We start from the raw sequence: 17,671 nt of genomic DNA, 5'->3' as shown, positions 1-17,671 counted from the left end.
TTGATCAGGCTGGATGGCACGTCACGCCGAAACTCAAAGTACCCGACAACATCACGCTGCTGTACCTGCCGCCGCGATCGCCCGAATTGAACCCTGTCGAGAGCCTGTGGCAGTTTATGAGGGAGAACTGGTTGTCCAACCGGATATTCAAAGACTACGACGACATCGTTTCCCATTGCTGCGACGCATGGAACAAGCTGGTCGCGCAGCCGTGGAAGATCATGTCGATGGGAATGCGTGATTGGGCGCACCGGTTTTGATTAGCGCTCGTTGGTATTACGGCAAAGGTCGAAAGGGTGGTCCTTGGAAAATTCCACTATCGTTCTGGAAGATCGCCGTGCTCCAGAAGTCCACGACCAAGGTCGCAGCCGCAGCGTTCATTGTCGGCCAGACCCAGTATGTCTAGGCGCTGTACGAGGCTAAGGTGTTTTCAGGACTGAAACCCTACTCCGTCGATCAGATGCGCAAGCGTCGGATCCAGACGACGATTGCTGCCGTTGAAGCCGAGACCGGGCTCGATTTTTCCGCAGTCCGCCCCTTCGACTCGCAGGGGACATTAGAATCGACCCGGCAAACCCGTTGGGTCAGCGATATCAATGACGTAATAATCTGACCCTAAGCAAAGTTTCTGAAAGGCGCTTTTGCCGCGATGCCATAGCTGGGTTTCAGTCACTTCTTTAGCCGCTAATCTTCCCAAGGATTTAGCCGGCTTCAGCGAGCCCGCAGATCTCAGACGCGACTAGCCTGACCGAATTTCTTGGTCAGGCTGTCACGTGGAACCCGCAATCAGAGCACGCTGAACTTGGACACTCCGACCGACGTCGCAGCCATCATTTCGGCTCTGCGCGAGGCGGGAGCGAATGTGACGGTCAACAATCTCTGGATCCTCGCTTGGCTGGGCAAGTTGGCCATGAGCCGGAGGATACTGTCCGCGCACTATGACTTGGATCTCGACAGAGACCGGAGCAAGTCCTCTACGCCGGAGATTCCACAAACGATGCGCCGATGTTCGCTTTTTTCAGGCACTCGGTTGGAGCGAGCACCATCGTTCGCTATCTCGCCGAGATCCCGAAGCGCGCCACTGGGATGATCGTTGGTCAAGGACGATAGCGCCACGCCCAACAGGCGCACGGGCCGTTTGAAGGGATCGACGGTTGCCAGAAGTCCGGATGCCGTGTCGAACACATAAGCCATGTTTGCGAACGGCACCGTGGCGTTCCGACTGCGCGTCGCCTGGGTGAAATCCGAGTATTTGATTTTCACGGTTACTGTCTTGCCGCTGATCCCCTGCGCTTCACAGTAGCGCCAGACCTTCTCGGCAAGCGGCTTCAGCTCGGTCGTGGCGCGTTCGAGATTATCGATGTCCTCGACGAATGTGTCTTCCGCGCCGACCGATTCCGAATCCGGTCGGGTCTGACCTGGCGCTCATCAATGCCACGAGCGATGCCATAGAAATAAGGACCGGACTTCCCGAAATGCTTCTGAAAAGCGAGCGACTTCGATTTGAGGTCCAGTCCAGTCTCGATCCCGTATTTGCGCATTCGCTCGGCGGTCGCCGGCCCGCCCCCGTGGAATTTCTTGACGGGCAGGGTTTCGACAAAGCTCGGCCCGTTCTTCGGTGTGATGACTGCCTGGCCATTGGAAGCGTTAAGCCCGGTGACCTGCTTGATCTTCGCCCGGATCTCCAGGGTAATCTCGGTGGCGATTTCCATGCCCTTCAGGTTTTCGGTGACGTCGAGAAAGGCCTCGTCGAGCGATAGCGGCTCGATCAGCGGCGTGTATTCGGCGAAGATCTCGCGGATTTGCTGGGACACCACCTTACAGACGTCGAAGCGCGGCACGAAAATCAGGTCCGGACATTTCCGTTTCGCCGTCACCGACGGCATCGCGGAATGCACGCCGAAGGCTCGCGCTTCATAGCTGGCTGCTGCCACGACACCGCGTGCCGCCGATCCGCCGACGGCAAGCGGCTTGCCACGAAGCTCCGGATTATCGCGCTGTTCGACCGACGCGTAAAAAGCATCCATGTCGACGTGGACGATTTTCCGGACCGGGATGTTGTTCATATCGTTCATGGCGGCTTCGACAAGAAAGGCTGCGGATTCGGCGCTCCTTTTGAAGGTTTGACACCAAAAGCAAAGGGAGAACATAGCAGTCTTGGCGGGACTTCACCAATCCCATTTACCTGGCCCTGACTGTGGTGAAACTACTGGCCTGCCAAGGCATTCTGATCCTATGACATAACAAATCGAGAGACAGTCCAATGGCGCATGACAGCACAACAACGGTCCGGGCGATTTTCGAAACCCGCGAGGCAGCCGACCGTGCGGTCGAACACCTGGTTCAACAGCACGGCATCTCAAGGCCCGACATCTTTATTCAATCCACCACCGATCGAAATACGGCCGGCTCAGTGCCATCGGGCGGCGACGCTTCCCGTGAAGAGGGGCGCCCGCGAAGACGCAGCCCTCGAAGGTGATATCGAGATTTCGGCGGATATCGCAGCCAGTCAGCTCGCCGCTGCCCAACGCAGTCTCGGTGATGCCGGCGCGATCCGCGGATCGGGTCGCTAGGTCAGTAATGGGAACCGGGTATTCATGGCCGACAATCTTACGAAATACCGTGCCAAGCGTGATTTCACGAAAACGGGCGAACCGAGAGGCGAGACCGGGGTCAAGCCATCGAACCGCAGGCGGTTTGTGCGGTCGGCGCCCTGACGGCGGGGCAATTCTGGGAGATCACGGCCGTTCCGGATATCCGGGTGCAGGCCAAGGCCGTGGTCGAGGAGATTGTTTCAAGAGGCTAGCTCGCGACATCTAGGCAGCAGATCAAGTGCTACAGCGTCCTTTGCGCGTCTAAAAAGACGGGCGGCGCTATAGGTCGGCACCGCGCTTGTTGAATTGCCGGCCGCCGACAGCTACAGTATCTGGTACGCCATAATACGATTCTTGCATTCGGCCGCGGCGGCGGAAGTTGAGTGTGCAAAGTCCAACACTGAGGTACAGAATGAGCGGTGCTCTGAAGGACGCAATTAGAGTTGAGCGTGCTGCAAAGACCTTGCGGGAATTGGCGCTCGACAAGGTCCGCGAAGCCATTGTCAACGGATATTTCCGTCCCGGAGATCGCCTTGTCGAGCGGGACCTCTGCGCCCAGCTCGGCGTCAGCCGGACAGTTGTGCGCGAGGTTCTGAGACATTTGGAATCGGAAGGGCTTGTCGCCAATCTGCCGAACAAGGGGCCGATCGTCGCGCAGCTCGACATCGAGGAAGCCAAACAGATCTATGAGATCCGTGGCGCGCTGGAAGGCATGGCAGCGCGGCTGTGCGCGGAGCGCCGCAGCCCGGAGATCGTCGCCGCGCTGGAGGAATCGCTGGCGGGAATACGCAATGGTTACCGCGACAACGACATGTCGGCTGTGCTGACGAACACCTCTTCCTTCTATCAGACGCTGTTCACGATGGTTGACAGGAACGTTGCCTGGGGGGTCGTCAATCTTCTCACAGTGCGCATAAACCACCTGCGCTCGATGACGATCAAGACGGAGAGGCGCGGCATCGAAGGGCCGCTGCAGATGTCGAAGATCGTGGACGCCATCCGCCGCGGCGACGGCGAGGGGGCCTACCGGGCGGCGATGGATCACGTCGCCGCCGCGAGCGTGATCGCCGAAGGGGTGCTGTCGGTGAAGAAGCCTGCCGAATAGAGCGTGATGCCGAAAAGTGTAAGCGGTTTTCGGACGACATCATGCTCTCACTATATAATTAGAACAGGATTCAGATTTTAGGCCGACCCGGCCTAAAATCATCTTGTTCTAGGCACGGCGGAGACCGCAGCGGTCTTCGTCGGCGGCGGATGGCAAAGCGCCGGCACCGAGCATCTGTCGATGTCACTTCAGCAGGCGCAATCACATTCCCAGGAATTTAGCAGACCCTCACTCCAAGCTTGACACCCAACTTTGCTCAATGTGATGGTATGCCATAATAAATAATACATAAGGCGGTATCATATGAACTGGGACAATCGTGACCTCCGGACTTGTCGTGCGCCGTCGGCGCTGCCGGCGTGGGGTCTGTGGCCGCTGACAATACACTGAAAGAAGAGGCGCTTTCCAAGCATGAGAGCACGCGCGCCAAATTGAAAATCGCCGCCTCGGCCTGAAGTGCGTCCTCGCAGGAACCAACTTGACACTTACATACTATGGTATACCATAATACGAAATTAACAAATGAGGTGTTCGATGGCCATTCAAATTCGCAAGACGGGACTGCAGATCGAGACGACACTAATCGAAGGCGGCAAGGCCGCGGCGGTTCCGCTGAAGCTGTTTACCGCCTTCGCGGTCGTGAAGAATCCCTGGGCGGGTCGCGGCTTTGTCGACGACCTCAAGCCCGAAATTCACGCAGGCGCTCCGGTGCTCGGCGAGTTGCTGACCAAGATGATCATTGATGCGGTCGGGTCCGGCGAGGCTGTCGAGGGATACGGAAAGTCCGCTGTCGTCGGCCTCGACGGCGAAATCGAACACGGGTCCGCGCTCATCCACACACTACGCTTCGGCAATTTTTATCGCCAGGCCGTCGGCGCCAAATCCTATCTCGCCTTCTGCAACACACGCGGTCCAGCCAATGCGCCGATCATGATCCCGCTGATGGACAAGAACGATGAAGGCCGCCGTTCGCACTACCTGACCATCCAGACGTCGATCCCTGACGCGCCTGCTGCCGATGAAATCGTCGTGGCTCTCGGTGCTTCGATAGGCGGGCGCCCCCATCACCGCATCGGCGACCGCTACCAGGATCTGAAAGACCTGGGGCAGGACGTTGCCAATCCTGCGGGCGTTTGAAGGAGCGCTCTGAGATGTTGACAGCCGGATCGACCACACGCACCGCTGCAGCAACAAACGCTGCCGGTGCCTTGCCCCGAAAGAAGACGGCAAGCGGAACGGCCTATCACGAGGCCGGCAGCGGTGAGCCGCTGATTCTCATTCATGGCGTCGGCATGCGGCTCGAGGCCTGGGCTCCGCAGATCGCATTCCTGTCTGCAGGCCATCGCGTCATCGCTGTCGATATGCCGGGACATGGGGAGAGCGCAAAGCTGCCGGCGGGCAGTCGGCTCGAGGAGTTCGTCGCCTGGTTCGGACGCTTTCTCGACGAGATGGCAATCGAAACAGCAAATGTTGCCGGGCACTCGATGGGCGCACTGGTTTCGGGAGGGGCGGCCGCGACCTTTGGCGAGCGTATCAGCCGTGTCGCTTACCTCAACGGCGTCTACAGGCGTGAGCCTGAAGCAAAGGCCGCCGTGCTTTCGCGCGCCGCGGCCATTCCGGTATCGGGCGTGGACAAGGACGGCCCTCTGGCCCGTTGGTTCGGCGAGGATGCGGACAGCGTCACTGCGCGTGAATTGACGAGAAAATGGCTGAACCTCGTTGATCCCCAGGGATATGCCGTCGCTTACGCCGCCTTCGCGGGAGGAGACGAGACCTATGCTGACGGCTGGAAAGACGTGGCTGGTCCGGCCCTGTTTCTGACGGGGTCCGATGATCCGAACTCGACGCCCTTGATGGCAACGCAAATGGCAGAGCTTGCGCCGCGGGGCTACGCCCGCATCGTTGAAGGTCATCGTCATATGGTGAACCTGACCGCGCCTGATATCGTAAATTCGCTGCTCGCTGAGTGGCTGTCGTTCGGGGAGGATGAACGATGACAATCCAGACTGTCGACCCAAGAGCACTGCGAGATGCATTCGGGGCCTTTCCGACCGGGGTGACTGTCGTCACCGCCTGTGACGGGGAGGGAAATCCGATCGGCTTCACGGCAAACTCCTTCACCTCGGTCTCGCTCAATCCACCGCTTCTCCTCGTCTGCCTTGCCAAGACGTCGCGCAATTTTGCCATCATGACCGGAGCGCAGCATTTCGCGATCAACGTGCTTTCGGAAACGCAGAAAGACGTGTCGAACACCTTTGCGCGACCGGTCGAGGACAGATTTGCGGCAGTCGAGTGGGCGAGCGGATCGGCAGGCTGCCCGATATTCTCAAGCGTGGCGGCCTGGTTCGAATGTGCCATGGAGCAGGTCATCGAGGCCGGCGACCACGTCATCTTGATGGGGCGCATCGAAGCTTTCGACAATAGCGGCCGCAACGGTCTCGGCTATGCGCGTGGCGGTTATTTCACGCCGACGCTCTCAAGCAAGGCAGTGTCCGCGGCAAGCGAAGGCAATATGGAACTTGCGGCCGTTGTCGAGCGCCGCGGGGAAGTTCTGCTGCTCGGCGAGGATGTGCTCTCCTTGCCAAGCGTCGACGCCCATGACGGCAGCCCGACCGAGGCACTGCAAAAATACCTGGAGACGCTCACCGGGCTGAAGGTCAGCATCGGCTTTCTCTATTCGGTTTATGAGGGCAAGAGCGACGGCAAGCAGCACATTGTCTATCACGCCGTTGCCGGAGAGGGCGAGCCTGCCGGCGGCAGGTTCCTGAAGCCCGACGCATTGGTTGCGGCAAAGTTCAAGACCAGTTCGACTGCCGATATCGTCAACCGTTTTGCGATGGAAAGCTCGATCGGAAATTTCGGCGTCTATTTCGGCGACGAGACCGGCGGCACTGTTCACCCAATTCCAACCAAGGACGCAAAAGCATGAAGTTCTCCCTCTTCGTCCATATGGAACGGCTTGACGCCAGCCAAAGCCACAAGAGCCTCTACGAGGAATTCGTCGCGCTCTGCGAGATCGCCGACAAAGGCGGCATGCATGCGATCTGGACGGGCGAGCACCATGGCATGGATTTCACCATTGCGCCCAACCCTTTCGTGACCATTGCCGATCTGGCGCGCCGCACATCGCGGGCACGGCTTGGAACGGGGACGGTGATCGCTCCCTTCTGGCATCCGATCAAGCTTGCCGGCGAGGCGGCCATGGCCGACATCATCTGCGATGGAAGACTCGACATCGGTATCGCGCGCGGCGCCTATTCCTTCGAATACGAGCGTCTGCTGCCCGGTCTCGATGCCTGGGGCGCCGGCCAGCGCATGCGCGAGCTCATACCGGCGGTCAAAGGCATATGGGCCGGCGACTACGCGCATGACGGGGAATTCTTCAAGTTTCCGTCGACCACGTCGGCGCCGAAACCGCTGCAGCAGCCGAGCCCGCCCATATGGGTTGCGGCGCGCGATCCGAACTCGCACGAATTTGCCGTCGCCAACGGCTGCAACGTTCAAGTCACGCCGCTCTGGCAGGGCGACGACGAGGTTCAGTCGTTGATGGAGCGCTTCAACGATGCCTGTGCCAAGAATCCCGAGATCGAGCGGCCTAAGATCATGTTGCTGCGCCATACCTATGTCGGCTCGTCAGAGGACGATGTCGCCCAGGCCGCCCATGAACTGAGCGTCTACTACAATTACTTCTTCGCCTGGTTCAAGAATGAGAAGCCGATTGCCCAGGGTCTGATCGAACGGATCCCGGACGAACAGATCAGAGCAAACGCGATGCTGTCGGACCAGGTCATGCGCACCAACAATGTCGTTGGCGACGCTGAGACCGTCATCGAGCGGCTCAAAGCGTATGAAGCGCTCGGCTACGACGAATATTCCTTCTGGATCGACACCGGCATGAGCTTCGAGCGCAAGAAGGCGTCGCTCGAGCGCTTCATCACCGAGGTCATGCCAGCATTTCAGGAGTAAGACCATGCGGCGTTTCCAGCACTACATCGACGGCGAATTCTCAGATGGCGAGGCCTGTTATCCGAGCATCGATCCAGCCTCCGGCACGGTCTGGGCGGAAATGCCCGAAGCGCGCGAAGGGGATGTTGATCGAGCTGTCAACGCGGCCGACAGGGCGCTTTACCAAGGCGCCTGGCCGAAACTGACGGCCACGCAACGCGGCAAGCTGCTCTACAAGCTGGCCGACCTGGTTGCCGCCAACGCGCAGGTCCTCGCTGAACTGGAAACACGCGACACCGGCAAGATCATCCGCGAAACTTCGGCGCAGATCGCTTATGTCGCCGAATACTATCGCTACTATGCCGGCATCGCCGACAAGATTGAAGGCGCCTACCTGCCGATCGACAAGCCCGACATGGATGTCTGGCTTCGCCGCGAGCCGATCGGCGTCGTTGCGATGGTCGTGCCGTGGAACAGCCAGCTTTTCCTGTCGGCAGTGAAGATCGGCCCGGCGCTGGCGGCCGGCTGCACGATGGTGGTAAAGGCCTCGGAAGACGGGCCGGCGCCGCTTCTCGAATTTGCACGGCTCGTGCACGAGGCAGGCTTTCCCGCCGGCGTCGTCAACATCATCACGGGTTTCGGCGCCTCCTGCGGCGCTGCCCTCGGCCGGCACCCGAAGGTCGCGCATGTCGCATTTACCGGCGGCCCTGAAACCGCCCGGCACGTCGTTCGCAACTCGGCCGAAAACCTCGCCTCCACCTCGCTTGAACTTGGCGGCAAGTCGCCATTCATCGTCTTTGCCGATGCAGATCTCGAGAGCGCTGCCAATGCCCAGGTCGCGGGCATCTTCGCTGCGACAGGGCAGAGCTGCGTTGCCGGATCGCGGCTGATCGTCGAACGCAGCATCAAGGACAAATTCGTCGCCCTGCTGCGTGAGAAGGCGGAGGCGATCCGGATCGGTGCTCCGCTCGATATGGCGACTGAAGTCGGCCCGCTTGCCACCAATCGCCAGCAGGACAATATCGGCGCCCTCGTCGCCAGGTCGATTGAAGGCGGCGCCCGCCTCGTCACGGGAGGACGCAAGATCGACGGCGAAGGCTATTATTTCCCGCCGACGATTCTCGACTGCGACGATGTCGCCTCGCCCTCGCTGATCGAGGAATTCTTCGGACCGGTCTTGTCCGTCGTGTCGTTCGAGACGGAGGCCGAGGCGCTGCGGCTCGCCAACGATACCCGTTATGGCCTGGCTTCCGGCGTCTTCACCCAGAACCTGACCCGGGCGCACCGGCTGATGAAGGGGCTCCGTGCCGGGATCGTCTGGGTCAACACCTACCGCGTGGTATCGCCGATCGCGCCGTTCGGCGGTTTCGGCCTGTCGGGCCATGGCAGGGAAGGCGGCATGGCCGCGGCTCTCGACTATACCCGCACCAAGACGATCTGGCTCAGGACATCGGACGATCCGATTGCTGATCCCTTCGTGATGAGGTAGCGCCGATGTTTTACGAGATCCGCACCTATCGGCTGAAGAACGGCACGATCCCGCAATATCTCAAGGTCGTCGAGGAGGAGGGGATCGAGATCCAGAAGAGCCATCTCGGCACGCTCGTCGGTTACTTCTTTTCGGAGATCGGAGCGATCAACGAGATCGTCCACATCTGGGCCTTTGCGAGCCTGGACGACCGGGAGGCGAGGCGCCAGAGGCTTTTGGCCGATCCCCGGTGGCAGGCCTTCCTGCCCAAGATCCGCGGTCTCATCGAGGTGGCGGAAAACAAGATTATGAAGCCAGCTAACTTTTCTCCCAGGAGCGAGGCGCACTGACGACATAAGGCATACCCGTAGGACAAACCAGAACAGGGATAAGGGAACATGAAAACAACATTTGCTTTCGCGGCGTTTGCCGCATTCGTGGCTGTGTCCGTACCGGCACACGCCGACAACATGGTCTTCTCGAGCTGGGGAGGAACGACCCAGGACGCGCAGAAGGCAGCATGGGCCAGCCCGTTCACGGAGAAGACCGGTATCACCGTCGTACAGGACGGGCCGACGGATTACGGCAAGCTCAAGGCAATGGTCGAGGCTGGCCAGGTCACCTGGGACGTTGTCGACGTCGAAGGCGACTATGCCGCCCAGGCCGGCAAGAATGGCCAGCTCGAGAAACTCGATTTCTCCGTCATCGACAAATCCAAGCTCGATCCGCGCTTCGTGACCGATTATTCGGTCGGCAGTTTTTATTATTCCTTCGTGATCGGCTGCAATGCCGATGCCGTCAGCGCCTGCCCGAAGACATGGGCGGATCTGTTCGACACGGCAAAGTTTCCGGGAAAGCGCACATTCTACAAGTGGTCGGCTCCCGGCGTGATCGAAGCGGCGCTGCTTGCCGACGGCGTGGCCGCCGACAAGCTCTATCCGCTTGATCTCGACCGCGCCTTCAAGAAGCTAGATACGATCAAATCGGATATCGTCTGGTGGTCGGGCGGCGCACAGTCGCAGCAGCTTCTGGCATCCGCCGAGGCTCCCTTCGGCAGTGTCTGGAATGGCCGCATGACCGCGCTTGCGGCGAGCGGTATCAAGACTGAGACCTCATGGGAACAGAACATCACCGCTGCGGATTCGCTCGTCGTGCCGAAGGGTTCGCCGAACGCGGAAGCCGCGATGAAGTTCATTGCAATGGCGACCTCGGCCGAACCGCAGGCCGCCCTTGCAAAAGCCACCGGATATGCACCAATCAACGTTGACTCGGCCAAGCTGATGGATCCGGAGACGGCCAAGACCCTGCCGGATCAGCAGACGGCCAGCCAGGTGAATGCCGACATGAACTACTGGGCGGACAATCGCGATGCCATCGGCGAGAAGTGGTACGCCTGGCAGGCGAAATAGCCTGAAACTTGAGATGAACGGGCACGCCGAATGTTCGCCGTGCCTCCCGCAGCTTCGGTGCGTGTTTGTTGGACCTCGGCGCCTGCGGAAATTGACGGGTGGGAAGGACTGGTCATGTCGACATATAGCGATGCCTCCGGCGCAATTGCGCCCCTGCCAAAGGTGCGCAGGGCAACAGGGTTCAGCGGGGTCCTTCCGGCTCTCGCCTTCGTGGCGATCTTTTTCATCGCGCCGGTGGCGGTGCTCTTGTTGCGCAGCGTGCTGGAACCCGTTCCGGGCTTTGGAAACTATGCGCAGCTGATCGGATCCGCGACCTATCTCAAGATTTTCGCCAACACCTTCATCGTCTCCGGTCTCGTCACGGTGATTTCGCTGCTGATCGGATTTCCCGTTGCCTGGGCGCTGGCAATCATGCCCGGGCGCCTGACGTCAGCGATCTTTGCGATCCTGCTCCTGTCGATGTGGACCAACCTGCTTGCCCGCACCTATGCCTGGATGGTGCTTTTGCAACGGACGGGGCTGATCAACAAGATGCTGATCGGAATGGGGCTGATCGACAAACCGCTGGCACTCGTCAACAACCTGACCGGGGTCACGATCGGCATGACCTATATCATGCTGCCCTTCATCATCCTGCCGCTTTACGGCGTGATCAAGAAGATCGACCCGTCGACCCTGCAGGCGGCAGCACTTTGCGGCGCCAACCGGTGGCAGTGCCTGACCCGTGTTCTGCTGCCCTTGGCCATGCCGGGCATGGCGGCTGGTGCTCTCATGGTCTTCGTCATGTCGCTTGGGTATTTCGTCACGCCGTCGCTTCTCGGCGGCACCGCGAACATGATGCTCGCAGAGCTGATCGCGCAATTCGTGCAGTCGCTGGTCAACTGGGGAATGGGAGGTGCTGCGGCGCTGGTTCTCCTCCTGGTGACCCTGTCGCTTTATGCCGTGCAGCTGCGCTTCGTCAGCAACCAGAACCCGGGAGGACGTTGACATGTTGCTCAATTTCGACCGCCTCGGCTGGTGGAAATACATCCTGCTGACGATAACGGTTCTGACTGCGGCCTTTCTGCTGTTGCCGATCGTCTTTATCGCCGCCCTGTCCTTCGGCTCCTCGCAGTGGCTGATCTTTCCGCCGCCGGGCTGGACGTTTCAATGGTACAGCGAGCTCTTTGCCGATCCGCGCTGGCTGGAATCGGCCTGGACGAGCTTCAAGATCGCGGTCATCGTGACGATCCTGTCGGTGCTGCTCGGGCTCGTGACGTCCTTCGGGCTGGTGCGCGGTTCGTTCCTGTTCCGCGATGCGCTGAAAGCGCTGTTCCTGACGCCGATGATCCTCCCTGTCGTGGTTCTTGCGGTTGCCCTTTATGCCTTCTTCCTGAGGATCGGCCTTGGCGGCACGTTGGTAGGCTTCGTCATTTCGCACCTCGTTCTTGCGCTGCCCTTCTCGATCCTTTCCATATCCAGTGCGCTGGAGGGCTTCGACAAGTCGATCGAGGATGCGGCGGTTCTGTGCGGGGCCTCGCCTCTGGAAGCAAAGATCAGGGTCACTCTGCCTGCGATCAGCCATGGGCTGTTTTCGGCGGCCGTCTTCTCGTTCCTGACATCCTGGGATGAGGTGGTGGTGGCGATCTTCATGTCCAGCCCGACCCTGCAGACGCTGCCGGTAAAAGTATGGGCGACGCTCCGGCAAGATCTGACACCGGTTGTCGCTGCGGCGTCGACCCTTCTCATCCTTTTGACGATCATCTTGATGGCGCTGGTTGCCGTCGTGCGTAAGGTACTGAAACAATGAAAGAACCATTCCTTCAGATCCGCGGAATACGCAAGGAATACGGCCCGGTGGTCGCCGTCCACGACGTCAATCTCGACGTTCGGCGCGGGGAGTTTCTGACCTTTCTCGGACCGTCCGGATCCGGGAAAAGCACGACGCTCTACATCCTGGCCGGTTTTGAAACTCCGACGAAAGGCGACATCACGCTGGAGGGCAAGACCCTGCTCGCCACGCCGTCGCACAAGCGCAACATCGGCATGGTGTTCCAGCGCTACACCCTATTTCCGCACCTGACGGTGGGCGAAAACATCGCATTCCCGCTGAAGGTCCGGCGCAAGTCCAGGGCCGAGGTCGACAGCAAGGTGCAGGAGATGCTGCGCCTCGTCAGGCTCGAAGGCTTCGAGGATCGCAAGCCCGCACAAATGTCCGGCGGCCAGCAGCAGCGCGTCGCCCTTGCCAGAGCCCTTGCCTATGATCCGCCGGTGCTTCTGATGGACGAGCCGCTGTCGGCGCTCGACAAGAAGCTGCGCGAGGAAATCCAGCATGAGATACGCCGGATCCATCAGCAGACCGAAGTGACGATCCTCTATGTCACGCACGACCAGGAGGAGGCGCTGCGGCTCTCCGACCGCATCGCCGTCTTTTCCAAGGGCGTCATCGATCAGATCGGCACGGGGCCGGAACTCTACGCCAATCCGCGGACCCGCTTCGTTGCCGAATTCATCGGCGACAGCGACTTCATTTCATGCGAGCTGCTGTCATCCTCCGATGGACAGGCCACCATTTCGCTTGGCGGTGGGAGCGTCTTCAATCATATTCCGGTGCATGGAAAAGGAACCTCAGGGACGAGGGCAGCCCTGATGCTGAGGCCTGAGCGCATTCGATTGTCGCGCGCCCAAGCGGCGGGAGCGGGCCTTGCTGCAACTGTCAGCGACATTACCTTTCTCGGCAACAATATTCACGTCTCGACCGAGACGGCGACAGGCGAGGCGCTGGCGGTTCGCCTGCCGTTCGGTCATGAGGCTATCGCGGGGCTGAGCCGCGGAGATATAGTCCATCTGGATTTCGATCCCGGTGCCGCTCACGTATTCTGTTGAAAGTTGTCATATGAAGCTCAATGATCCCTCGCTGTTCCGTCAGGCATGCCCCATCGCCGATCGCTGGATCGAAGCGGAAGGCCGCAAGGCGGCGACGATCCGCAATCCGGCGACAGGCGAGCCGCTGGGGATGGTCCCTGACCTCGGTGCCGCGGAAACGGAAGATGCCATCCGCGCCGCCGTGATTGCCCAGAAGCTTTGGGCGAAGAAGACCGCCGGGGAGCGCGCCGCCGTTCTCAAGGCATGGCATCGGCTGATGATCGAAAACCGCGACGATCTGGCAATGATCCTAACGCTGGAGCAGGGAAAACCCCTGGCCGAGGCCAAGGGGGAGATCACCTATGGCGCGAGCTTCATCGAATGGTTCGCCGAAGAGGCGAGACGCATCAACGGCGAGACCATCCCGGGACATCAGGCCGACAAGAGGATCCTCGTCCTGCGCCAGCCGGCAGGCGTGGTGGCGGCGATCACGCCCTGGAATTTTCCGAACGCGATGATCACCCGCAAGATTGGCCCCGCGCTTGCCGCCGGCTGTGCCGTCGTTCTCAAGCCGGCGCTGCAGACGCCATTCTCCGCCATCGCCATCGCCGTTCTGGGCGAGCGTGCCGGCCTGCCGCCGGGGCTTCTCAACATCGTCACGGGTGACGCAGCGGCAATTGGCGGGGCGCTGACGGCAAGCCGTGACGTTCGGGTCCTGACATTCACCGGCTCCACCCGGACGGGCGAGCTGCTTTACCGGCAATGCGCGCCGACGATCAAAAAGCTCGGCCTCGAGCTTGGCGGCAATGCACCCTTCATCGTGTTCGACGACGCTGATCTCGACGCTGCCGTCGAAGGCGCGCTCATCGCCAAGTTCCGCAACAACGGCCAGACCTGCGTCTGCGCCAATCGGCTTTATGTCCAGGACGGCGTCTACGAGGCGTTTGCCGCCAAGCTCGCCGCGGCGGTTTCGGGCTTGAAGGTCGGCAACGGTCTCGACAGTGACGTCGTGCTTGGCCCCCTGATCGACGACAATGCCGTCGCCAAAGTCGAAAGCCATATCCGCGACGCCGTCGCAAAGGGTGCCGGGATCGTTTCTGGGGGCAAGCGCCACGCGCTTGGCGGCCATTTCTTCGAGCCGACAATCCTGCGCGATGTCGCTGCCGGCATGCAGGTCGCCCGCGAGGAAACCTTCGGGCCGCTTGCACCGCTTTTTCGCTTCCGCGACGAGCAGGACGTCATCGAACAGGCAAACGACACCGAGTTCGGGCTTGCTTCGTATTTTTACGCCCGCGATCTATCGCGGGTATTTCGCGTCGCCGAAGCCCTCGAATATGGGATGGTCGGCGTCAACACCGGTCTTGTCTCCACAGCCGAGGCTCCGTTCGGCGGTGTGAAGAGGTCAGGTCTCGGTCGCGAAGGGTCGAAGCACGGATTGGACGAATATACCGAGCTTAAATATATATGCCTGGGCGGCATTGCCTGAACCGGTCGATACTTGCGCTTCGCCGCAAAGGACCAGAATGTCTCTCGTCAGCATCGCCATGTATGTCACATCGGAGCCGCTCGCAGATGCGACGGCTGAGCTATGGTCGTTCCTCCGGCATTAACTCTCGAATGCCGGCCTCAGGGGTTTGCCTAAAAAACTCGATTGGACAGTTCCCTATGACGAAGCCTGGCTGAGGCCGGATCTTCTTCTCTCGCAGGCATGCGGCTATCCCTTTGCGAAGAGCCTGCGAGGCAGGGTTCGCCTGGTGGCGACGCCGGTCTATGACCATCCCGGCCGCGACGGCCCGTTGATGCGCAGCTTCATTGTCGTCCGCAAGGATTTTCCCGTTTGCTCGCTCGCGGATTTGCGGGGCACCACGGCTGCGATCAATAGCCCTGACAGCAATTCCGGCAGCAATTTGATGGCCGAGGGCTTGCGGCAAGCAGGGTTGCCCGAACGCTGACTGCAAGCGAGAAGGTTAGATTGGCCCCTCATTGCTCAGCGAGTTCGCCCCGTATCCTGGCAACCGAACGAGCTATTGTTCGCCGTCAAAATTCCCAGCATCCAACCACCTGTCGAGAGTCGCGATCACGCGGCCACTCCGCTGCAAGCATCGAATACATGCAGATGTCCCTCGGCCGTCCTTTCAGCATCAAGCCAGAACGCAATGTCCCCTCATAGACAAAACCAAGCCGGACAGCCTTGATCGCGACCGGGTGTTCTCCGCGGTGCAGGTCCACTCCAGCCGCTGATAGCCGAGATCGTCGAACACTTGGCGCATGATCAGGAAGAGAGCCCCTGTCGAGAGCGTTGTGCGCTGCATCGTAGGGGTGAAGAGCACGTAGCCAAGTTCCACTACCTTGTGCGCAGGTCTGGCCTCCATGAGGCACAGCCATCCCGGCGGCAATGCGACTTCGGTTGAGCCTTACGATCGACGTGACGACGCAGGAGCCCGACATCGCCAAAACGCCCGAGAGCATCATGGCTCATGCCAGGTTTCTTTGTCTGGGGCCGCAGGCAGCCAGCAGAATCCCCTTTGCGCGGAGGGATGATCCGAGCGTAGCTGCGGGCGACAGGGACCACTCCTTGATCAACTCCGCATCGTCATTGGTCTTGGGGTTTGCCATGTGGGAGTAAATGGGCCTTCCGCCCTGCAGCGTCAACGAGAACGACAGGACGGAAGGCATCGAATGGCCGCATCAGTCGCGGTGTTCGGGCATCTGCTTGAGCTCGTCCTTGGTCCAGCTCGTAACGGCATGAACGTCACGTCTTCATCGCGCATGAACTCGAGATCCGAGATCGGCACTGCAACAGGCTTTGCACCGATGCCCAGGAAACCTCCAACATCAATGACGGCAGATCCTCCGGCGCCCGCTCCATGGATGTGATCGACTTTGCCCACCTTTTGATCGTCGGCGCCATAGATGGTCGCTCCTTCGAGGACGGCTGGAGTGAGTTCCGAGGCGGTCAGGCGAACGTGGTTTGTATGATCCATGATTGCTTCCTCCTATGTGGAGGAGGGGTCATCGGATCGCAAACTGAATGTTCCGGCTGTTGCCGAATATAATTAGGATCGGCTCATCTTTCTCAGCAACTCGACGAGCGCGTTGGTCTCGTCATTGGCAGCGATCAAAAGCATGTTGTTGTTCGCAACTTCGATGACCGCCGCGACGGCTTCGGCGGGGGCCCGCTCCACCAGATGCTGGAACGCGAACTGCATGGCATTCTGGCATCGTACGTCCGACCAGGATGATCCTCTGACACTAATGGTCGCGCGATCTCGCTCATGGGAGGCGAAGGCAAGCTGATTTGCCGGGCCTGGCAAGCCGACTGCGTCGAAGAGCAAATCCCGTTGCCTTACGACACCTGCGTCATCAACTCGGCTAGCCGTGCTTCGTCATAGGGTTTTTTGAGAACAGGCTGGCTATATGGGTCATCTACCTCCACCTCATCAAATCCGGTTGAGAAGATGAACTTCTTGTTCAGTTCGATGAGAAGATCGGCGACTGGAAACGTCATTTCGGTACCGAGCTTCAGGTCAAGCATCGCAACGTCGAACTCTTTCGAGCCGACCATCTCCAGAGCCTCGTCGAGCCGTCCCGCGATCCCGACCACCTCGTGGCCCAGATCCCTGAGGGTTGCTTCCAACGTGCATGCGATGAGCATTTCGTCTTCGACAATGAGGATCCGCAAGGACATGGATCGATCTTTCCCAGGGTGAGGCCCCCCGATGGTCGAGATAAAATCCTTGGCAGTGACGAACGCCCCCCGGACAATGCACAATTGCAGAAGTCCAGGGCGATGTCCACGGACGCGACGGCGCGCGCTCGAATCGAACAGGTCGTCGGCAAGCTCAAGCGCTTCAAGCGGGTCGCACTACGCTGGGAGAAGGCGAAGCGCAATTTCGCTGCCATCGTTTCCATCGCGGCCGCATTCATCTTGGTCAACTCCGTCCACACTGCCTAGCACTACTTTGGCAGAATTGATTTTGGGGTCATTTGGAACCTGATACGGCAGTGTGGACATCGTTGTGGTGGATGGTGGTTTGAGAGCGCGGCTATGACGGCGCGCCGGATAGCTGGCAGCGTTGGTTTAGGCGGGCCGGGCCTGTTCCTTTTTTTCCCGCTTTGCCTTGGATAGGCGCTGATGCTGCAGGAAGGCATAAGCGATCATCGTCATCAGTGCGTGTCGATGGAGGCCTTGCCATGATCGGCCTTCGAAGTGATCGAGGCCGAGTTCTTCCTTCATCTGCTGATGAGCCTGCTCGCAGACCCAACGCGCTTTAATGGCCGCCGCGAGTTGTTTCAATGTCGCCGC

At 60.0% G+C, this 17,671-nt stretch carries 18 protein-coding genes and 5 pseudogenes; 17 read left to right on the top strand and 6 right to left on the bottom strand.

All coding sequences use genetic code 11. The features are described from left to right. Positions 1 to 260 (top strand): transposase (locus BSG20_RS32195; RefSeq protein WP_177309914.1); only part of this gene is annotated, 260 nt, incomplete at its 5' end. An 829-nt stretch (positions 261 to 1,089) separates the two neighbouring features. Here the strand turns inward: BSG20_RS32195 and BSG20_RS32185 are convergent. Beyond that, positions 1,090 to 2,066, bottom strand: a pseudogene (locus BSG20_RS32185) (DNA polymerase IV); the annotation flags it as partial. 197 nt (positions 2,067 to 2,263) lie between these two features. Here BSG20_RS32185 and BSG20_RS32180 point away from each other — a divergent pair. The 15 genes and pseudogenes from BSG20_RS32180 (at position 2,264) to BSG20_RS32110 (ending at position 15,317) form a co-directional block, all read left to right on the top strand. Next, positions 2,264 to 2,573, top strand: a pseudogene (locus BSG20_RS32180) (hypothetical protein). Positions 2,574 to 2,597: 24 nt separating this feature from the next. Then, positions 2,598 to 2,702 (top strand): annotated as a pseudogene (locus tag BSG20_RS39030) (DNA polymerase ligase N-terminal domain-containing protein); the annotation flags it as partial. A 304-nt stretch (positions 2,703 to 3,006) separates the two neighbouring features. Continuing rightward, positions 3,007 to 3,699: a GntR family transcriptional regulator gene (locus BSG20_RS32170; protein ID WP_072381805.1), complete on the top strand. Its 693-nt coding sequence runs from the start codon at positions 3,007 to 3,009 to the stop codon at positions 3,697 to 3,699. 534 nt (positions 3,700 to 4,233) lie between these two features. After that, complete coding sequence (locus BSG20_RS32165) at positions 4,234 to 4,836, top strand: amino acid synthesis family protein (RefSeq protein ID WP_003538313.1); 603 nt, start codon at positions 4,234 to 4,236, stop codon at positions 4,834 to 4,836. Between the two features lie 14 nt (positions 4,837 to 4,850). Further along, positions 4,851 to 5,696 (top strand): alpha/beta fold hydrolase, encoded by an 846-nt coding sequence (locus tag BSG20_RS32160; RefSeq protein ID WP_072381804.1) that lies wholly within the window; start codon positions 4,851 to 4,853, stop codon positions 5,694 to 5,696. Continuing rightward, a complete protein-coding gene (locus BSG20_RS32155; RefSeq protein WP_072381802.1) occupies positions 5,693 to 6,628 on the top strand; it encodes a flavin reductase family protein in 936 nt (311 codons plus the stop codon). Before BSG20_RS32160 ends, BSG20_RS32155 begins: the two co-directional genes overlap by 4 nt. Then, entirely contained in the window at positions 6,625 to 7,665 is a 1,041-nt protein-coding gene (locus tag BSG20_RS32150; protein ID WP_072381801.1) for an LLM class flavin-dependent oxidoreductase, read from the top strand. Before BSG20_RS32155 ends, BSG20_RS32150 begins: the two co-directional genes overlap by 4 nt. Before the next feature lie 4 nt (positions 7,666 to 7,669). Continuing rightward, positions 7,670 to 9,133: an aldehyde dehydrogenase gene (locus BSG20_RS32145; protein WP_072381799.1), complete on the top strand. Its 1,464-nt coding sequence runs from the start codon at positions 7,670 to 7,672 to the stop codon at positions 9,131 to 9,133. Positions 9,134 to 9,138: 5 nt separating this feature from the next. Further along, positions 9,139 to 9,462 (top strand): NIPSNAP family protein, encoded by a 324-nt coding sequence (locus BSG20_RS32140; protein WP_072381798.1) that lies wholly within the window; start codon positions 9,139 to 9,141, stop codon positions 9,460 to 9,462. A 48-nt stretch (positions 9,463 to 9,510) separates the two neighbouring features. Continuing rightward, a complete protein-coding gene (locus BSG20_RS32135) occupies positions 9,511 to 10,521 on the top strand; it encodes an ABC transporter substrate-binding protein (protein ID WP_072381796.1) in 1,011 nt (336 codons plus the stop codon). 114 nt (positions 10,522 to 10,635) lie between these two features. Next, a complete protein-coding gene (locus BSG20_RS32130) occupies positions 10,636 to 11,508 on the top strand; it encodes an ABC transporter permease (RefSeq protein ID WP_072381795.1) in 873 nt (290 codons plus the stop codon). A 1-nt stretch (position 11,509) separates the two neighbouring features. Then, positions 11,510 to 12,310 carry an ABC transporter permease gene (locus tag BSG20_RS32125; RefSeq protein ID WP_072381793.1) on the top strand — a complete coding sequence of 267 codons (801 nt, stop codon included), beginning with the start codon at positions 11,510 to 11,512 and terminating at the stop codon, positions 12,308 to 12,310. Further along, positions 12,307 to 13,386: an ABC transporter ATP-binding protein gene (locus BSG20_RS32120; protein ID WP_072381791.1), complete on the top strand. Its 1,080-nt coding sequence runs from the start codon at positions 12,307 to 12,309 to the stop codon at positions 13,384 to 13,386. The genes BSG20_RS32125 and BSG20_RS32120 overlap by 4 nt, the downstream gene beginning before the upstream one ends. A gap of 10 nt (positions 13,387 to 13,396) precedes the next feature. Next, positions 13,397 to 14,851, top strand: coding sequence for an NAD-dependent succinate-semialdehyde dehydrogenase (locus tag BSG20_RS32115; protein ID WP_072381790.1), 1,455 nt, complete (start codon positions 13,397 to 13,399; stop codon positions 14,849 to 14,851). Positions 14,852 to 14,888: 37 nt separating this feature from the next. Then, a pseudogene (locus tag BSG20_RS32110) lies at positions 14,889 to 15,317 on the top strand (PhnD/SsuA/transferrin family substrate-binding protein). A 189-nt stretch (positions 15,318 to 15,506) separates the two neighbouring features. Here BSG20_RS32110 and BSG20_RS32105 read toward each other — a convergent pair. The 4 genes and pseudogenes from BSG20_RS32105 to BSG20_RS32085 form a co-directional block, all read right to left on the bottom strand. Next, the gene (locus BSG20_RS32105) at positions 15,507 to 15,737 is read right to left on the bottom strand and encodes a GNAT family N-acetyltransferase (protein ID WP_072381789.1); all 231 of its coding nucleotides are present in this window, start codon (positions 15,735 to 15,737) and stop codon (positions 15,507 to 15,509) included. 316 nt (positions 15,738 to 16,053) lie between these two features. Then, positions 16,054 to 16,349: pseudogene (locus BSG20_RS32095) on the bottom strand (PRC-barrel domain-containing protein). A gap of 72 nt (positions 16,350 to 16,421) precedes the next feature. Further along, positions 16,422 to 16,574, bottom strand: coding sequence for a hypothetical protein (locus BSG20_RS36840; protein WP_167371643.1), 153 nt, complete (start codon positions 16,572 to 16,574; stop codon positions 16,422 to 16,424). A 137-nt stretch (positions 16,575 to 16,711) separates the two neighbouring features. Continuing rightward, positions 16,712 to 17,053, bottom strand: coding sequence for a response regulator (locus BSG20_RS32085; RefSeq protein WP_072381787.1), 342 nt, complete (start codon positions 17,051 to 17,053; stop codon positions 16,712 to 16,714). Positions 17,054 to 17,155: 102 nt separating this feature from the next. On the opposite strand from BSG20_RS32085, the gene BSG20_RS36835 reads away from it, so the two are divergent. Then, complete coding sequence (locus BSG20_RS36835) at positions 17,156 to 17,320, top strand: hypothetical protein (protein WP_167371642.1); 165 nt, start codon at positions 17,156 to 17,158, stop codon at positions 17,318 to 17,320. Between the two features lie 126 nt (positions 17,321 to 17,446). Here BSG20_RS36835 and BSG20_RS32080 read toward each other — a convergent pair. Further along, positions 17,447 to 17,671, bottom strand: a 225-nt coding sequence (locus BSG20_RS32080) for a transposase (RefSeq protein WP_177309913.1), incomplete at its 5' end; no start/stop codon positions are given.

Source organism: Rhizobium tibeticum, assembly GCF_900110205.1.
Taxonomy (GTDB): Bacteria; Pseudomonadota; Alphaproteobacteria; order Rhizobiales; family Rhizobiaceae; genus Rhizobium; species Rhizobium tibeticum.
Note: the sequence above shows the minus strand (reverse complement) of the source record. Positions and strands in the feature narration are given on the sequence as shown.

Bases quoted from the DNA above. Each gene is read 5' to 3' on its own strand.
- BSG20_RS32170 (WP_072381805.1), top strand. From the start codon at position 3,007: ATGAGCGGTGCTCTGAAGGACGCAATTAGAGTTGAGCGTGCTGCAAAG.
- BSG20_RS32165 (WP_003538313.1), top strand. From the start codon at position 4,234: ATGGCCATTCAAATTCGCAAGACGGGACTGCAGATCGAGACGACACTA.
- BSG20_RS32160 (WP_072381804.1), top strand. From the start codon at position 4,851: ATGTTGACAGCCGGATCGACCACACGCACCGCTGCAGCAACAAACGCT.
- BSG20_RS32155 (WP_072381802.1), top strand. From the start codon at position 5,693: ATGACAATCCAGACTGTCGACCCAAGAGCACTGCGAGATGCATTCGGG.
- BSG20_RS32150 (WP_072381801.1), top strand. From the start codon at position 6,625: ATGAAGTTCTCCCTCTTCGTCCATATGGAACGGCTTGACGCCAGCCAA.
- BSG20_RS32145 (WP_072381799.1), top strand. From the start codon at position 7,670: ATGCGGCGTTTCCAGCACTACATCGACGGCGAATTCTCAGATGGCGAG.
- BSG20_RS32140 (WP_072381798.1), top strand. From the start codon at position 9,139: ATGTTTTACGAGATCCGCACCTATCGGCTGAAGAACGGCACGATCCCG.
- BSG20_RS32135 (WP_072381796.1), top strand. From the start codon at position 9,511: ATGAAAACAACATTTGCTTTCGCGGCGTTTGCCGCATTCGTGGCTGTG.
- BSG20_RS32130 (WP_072381795.1), top strand. From the start codon at position 10,636: ATGTCGACATATAGCGATGCCTCCGGCGCAATTGCGCCCCTGCCAAAG.
- BSG20_RS32125 (WP_072381793.1), top strand. From the start codon at position 11,510: ATGTTGCTCAATTTCGACCGCCTCGGCTGGTGGAAATACATCCTGCTG.
- BSG20_RS32120 (WP_072381791.1), top strand. From the start codon at position 12,307: ATGAAAGAACCATTCCTTCAGATCCGCGGAATACGCAAGGAATACGGC.
- BSG20_RS32115 (WP_072381790.1), top strand. From the start codon at position 13,397: ATGAAGCTCAATGATCCCTCGCTGTTCCGTCAGGCATGCCCCATCGCC.
- BSG20_RS32105 (WP_072381789.1), bottom strand. From the start codon at position 15,737: ATGGAGGCCAGACCTGCGCACAAGGTAGTGGAACTTGGCTACGTGCTC.
- BSG20_RS36840 (WP_167371643.1), bottom strand. From the start codon at position 16,574: ATGCAGTTCGCGTTCCAGCATCTGGTGGAGCGGGCCCCCGCCGAAGCC.
- BSG20_RS32085 (WP_072381787.1), bottom strand. From the start codon at position 17,053: ATGTCCTTGCGGATCCTCATTGTCGAAGACGAAATGCTCATCGCATGC.
- BSG20_RS36835 (WP_167371642.1), top strand. From the start codon at position 17,156: ATGTCCACGGACGCGACGGCGCGCGCTCGAATCGAACAGGTCGTCGGC.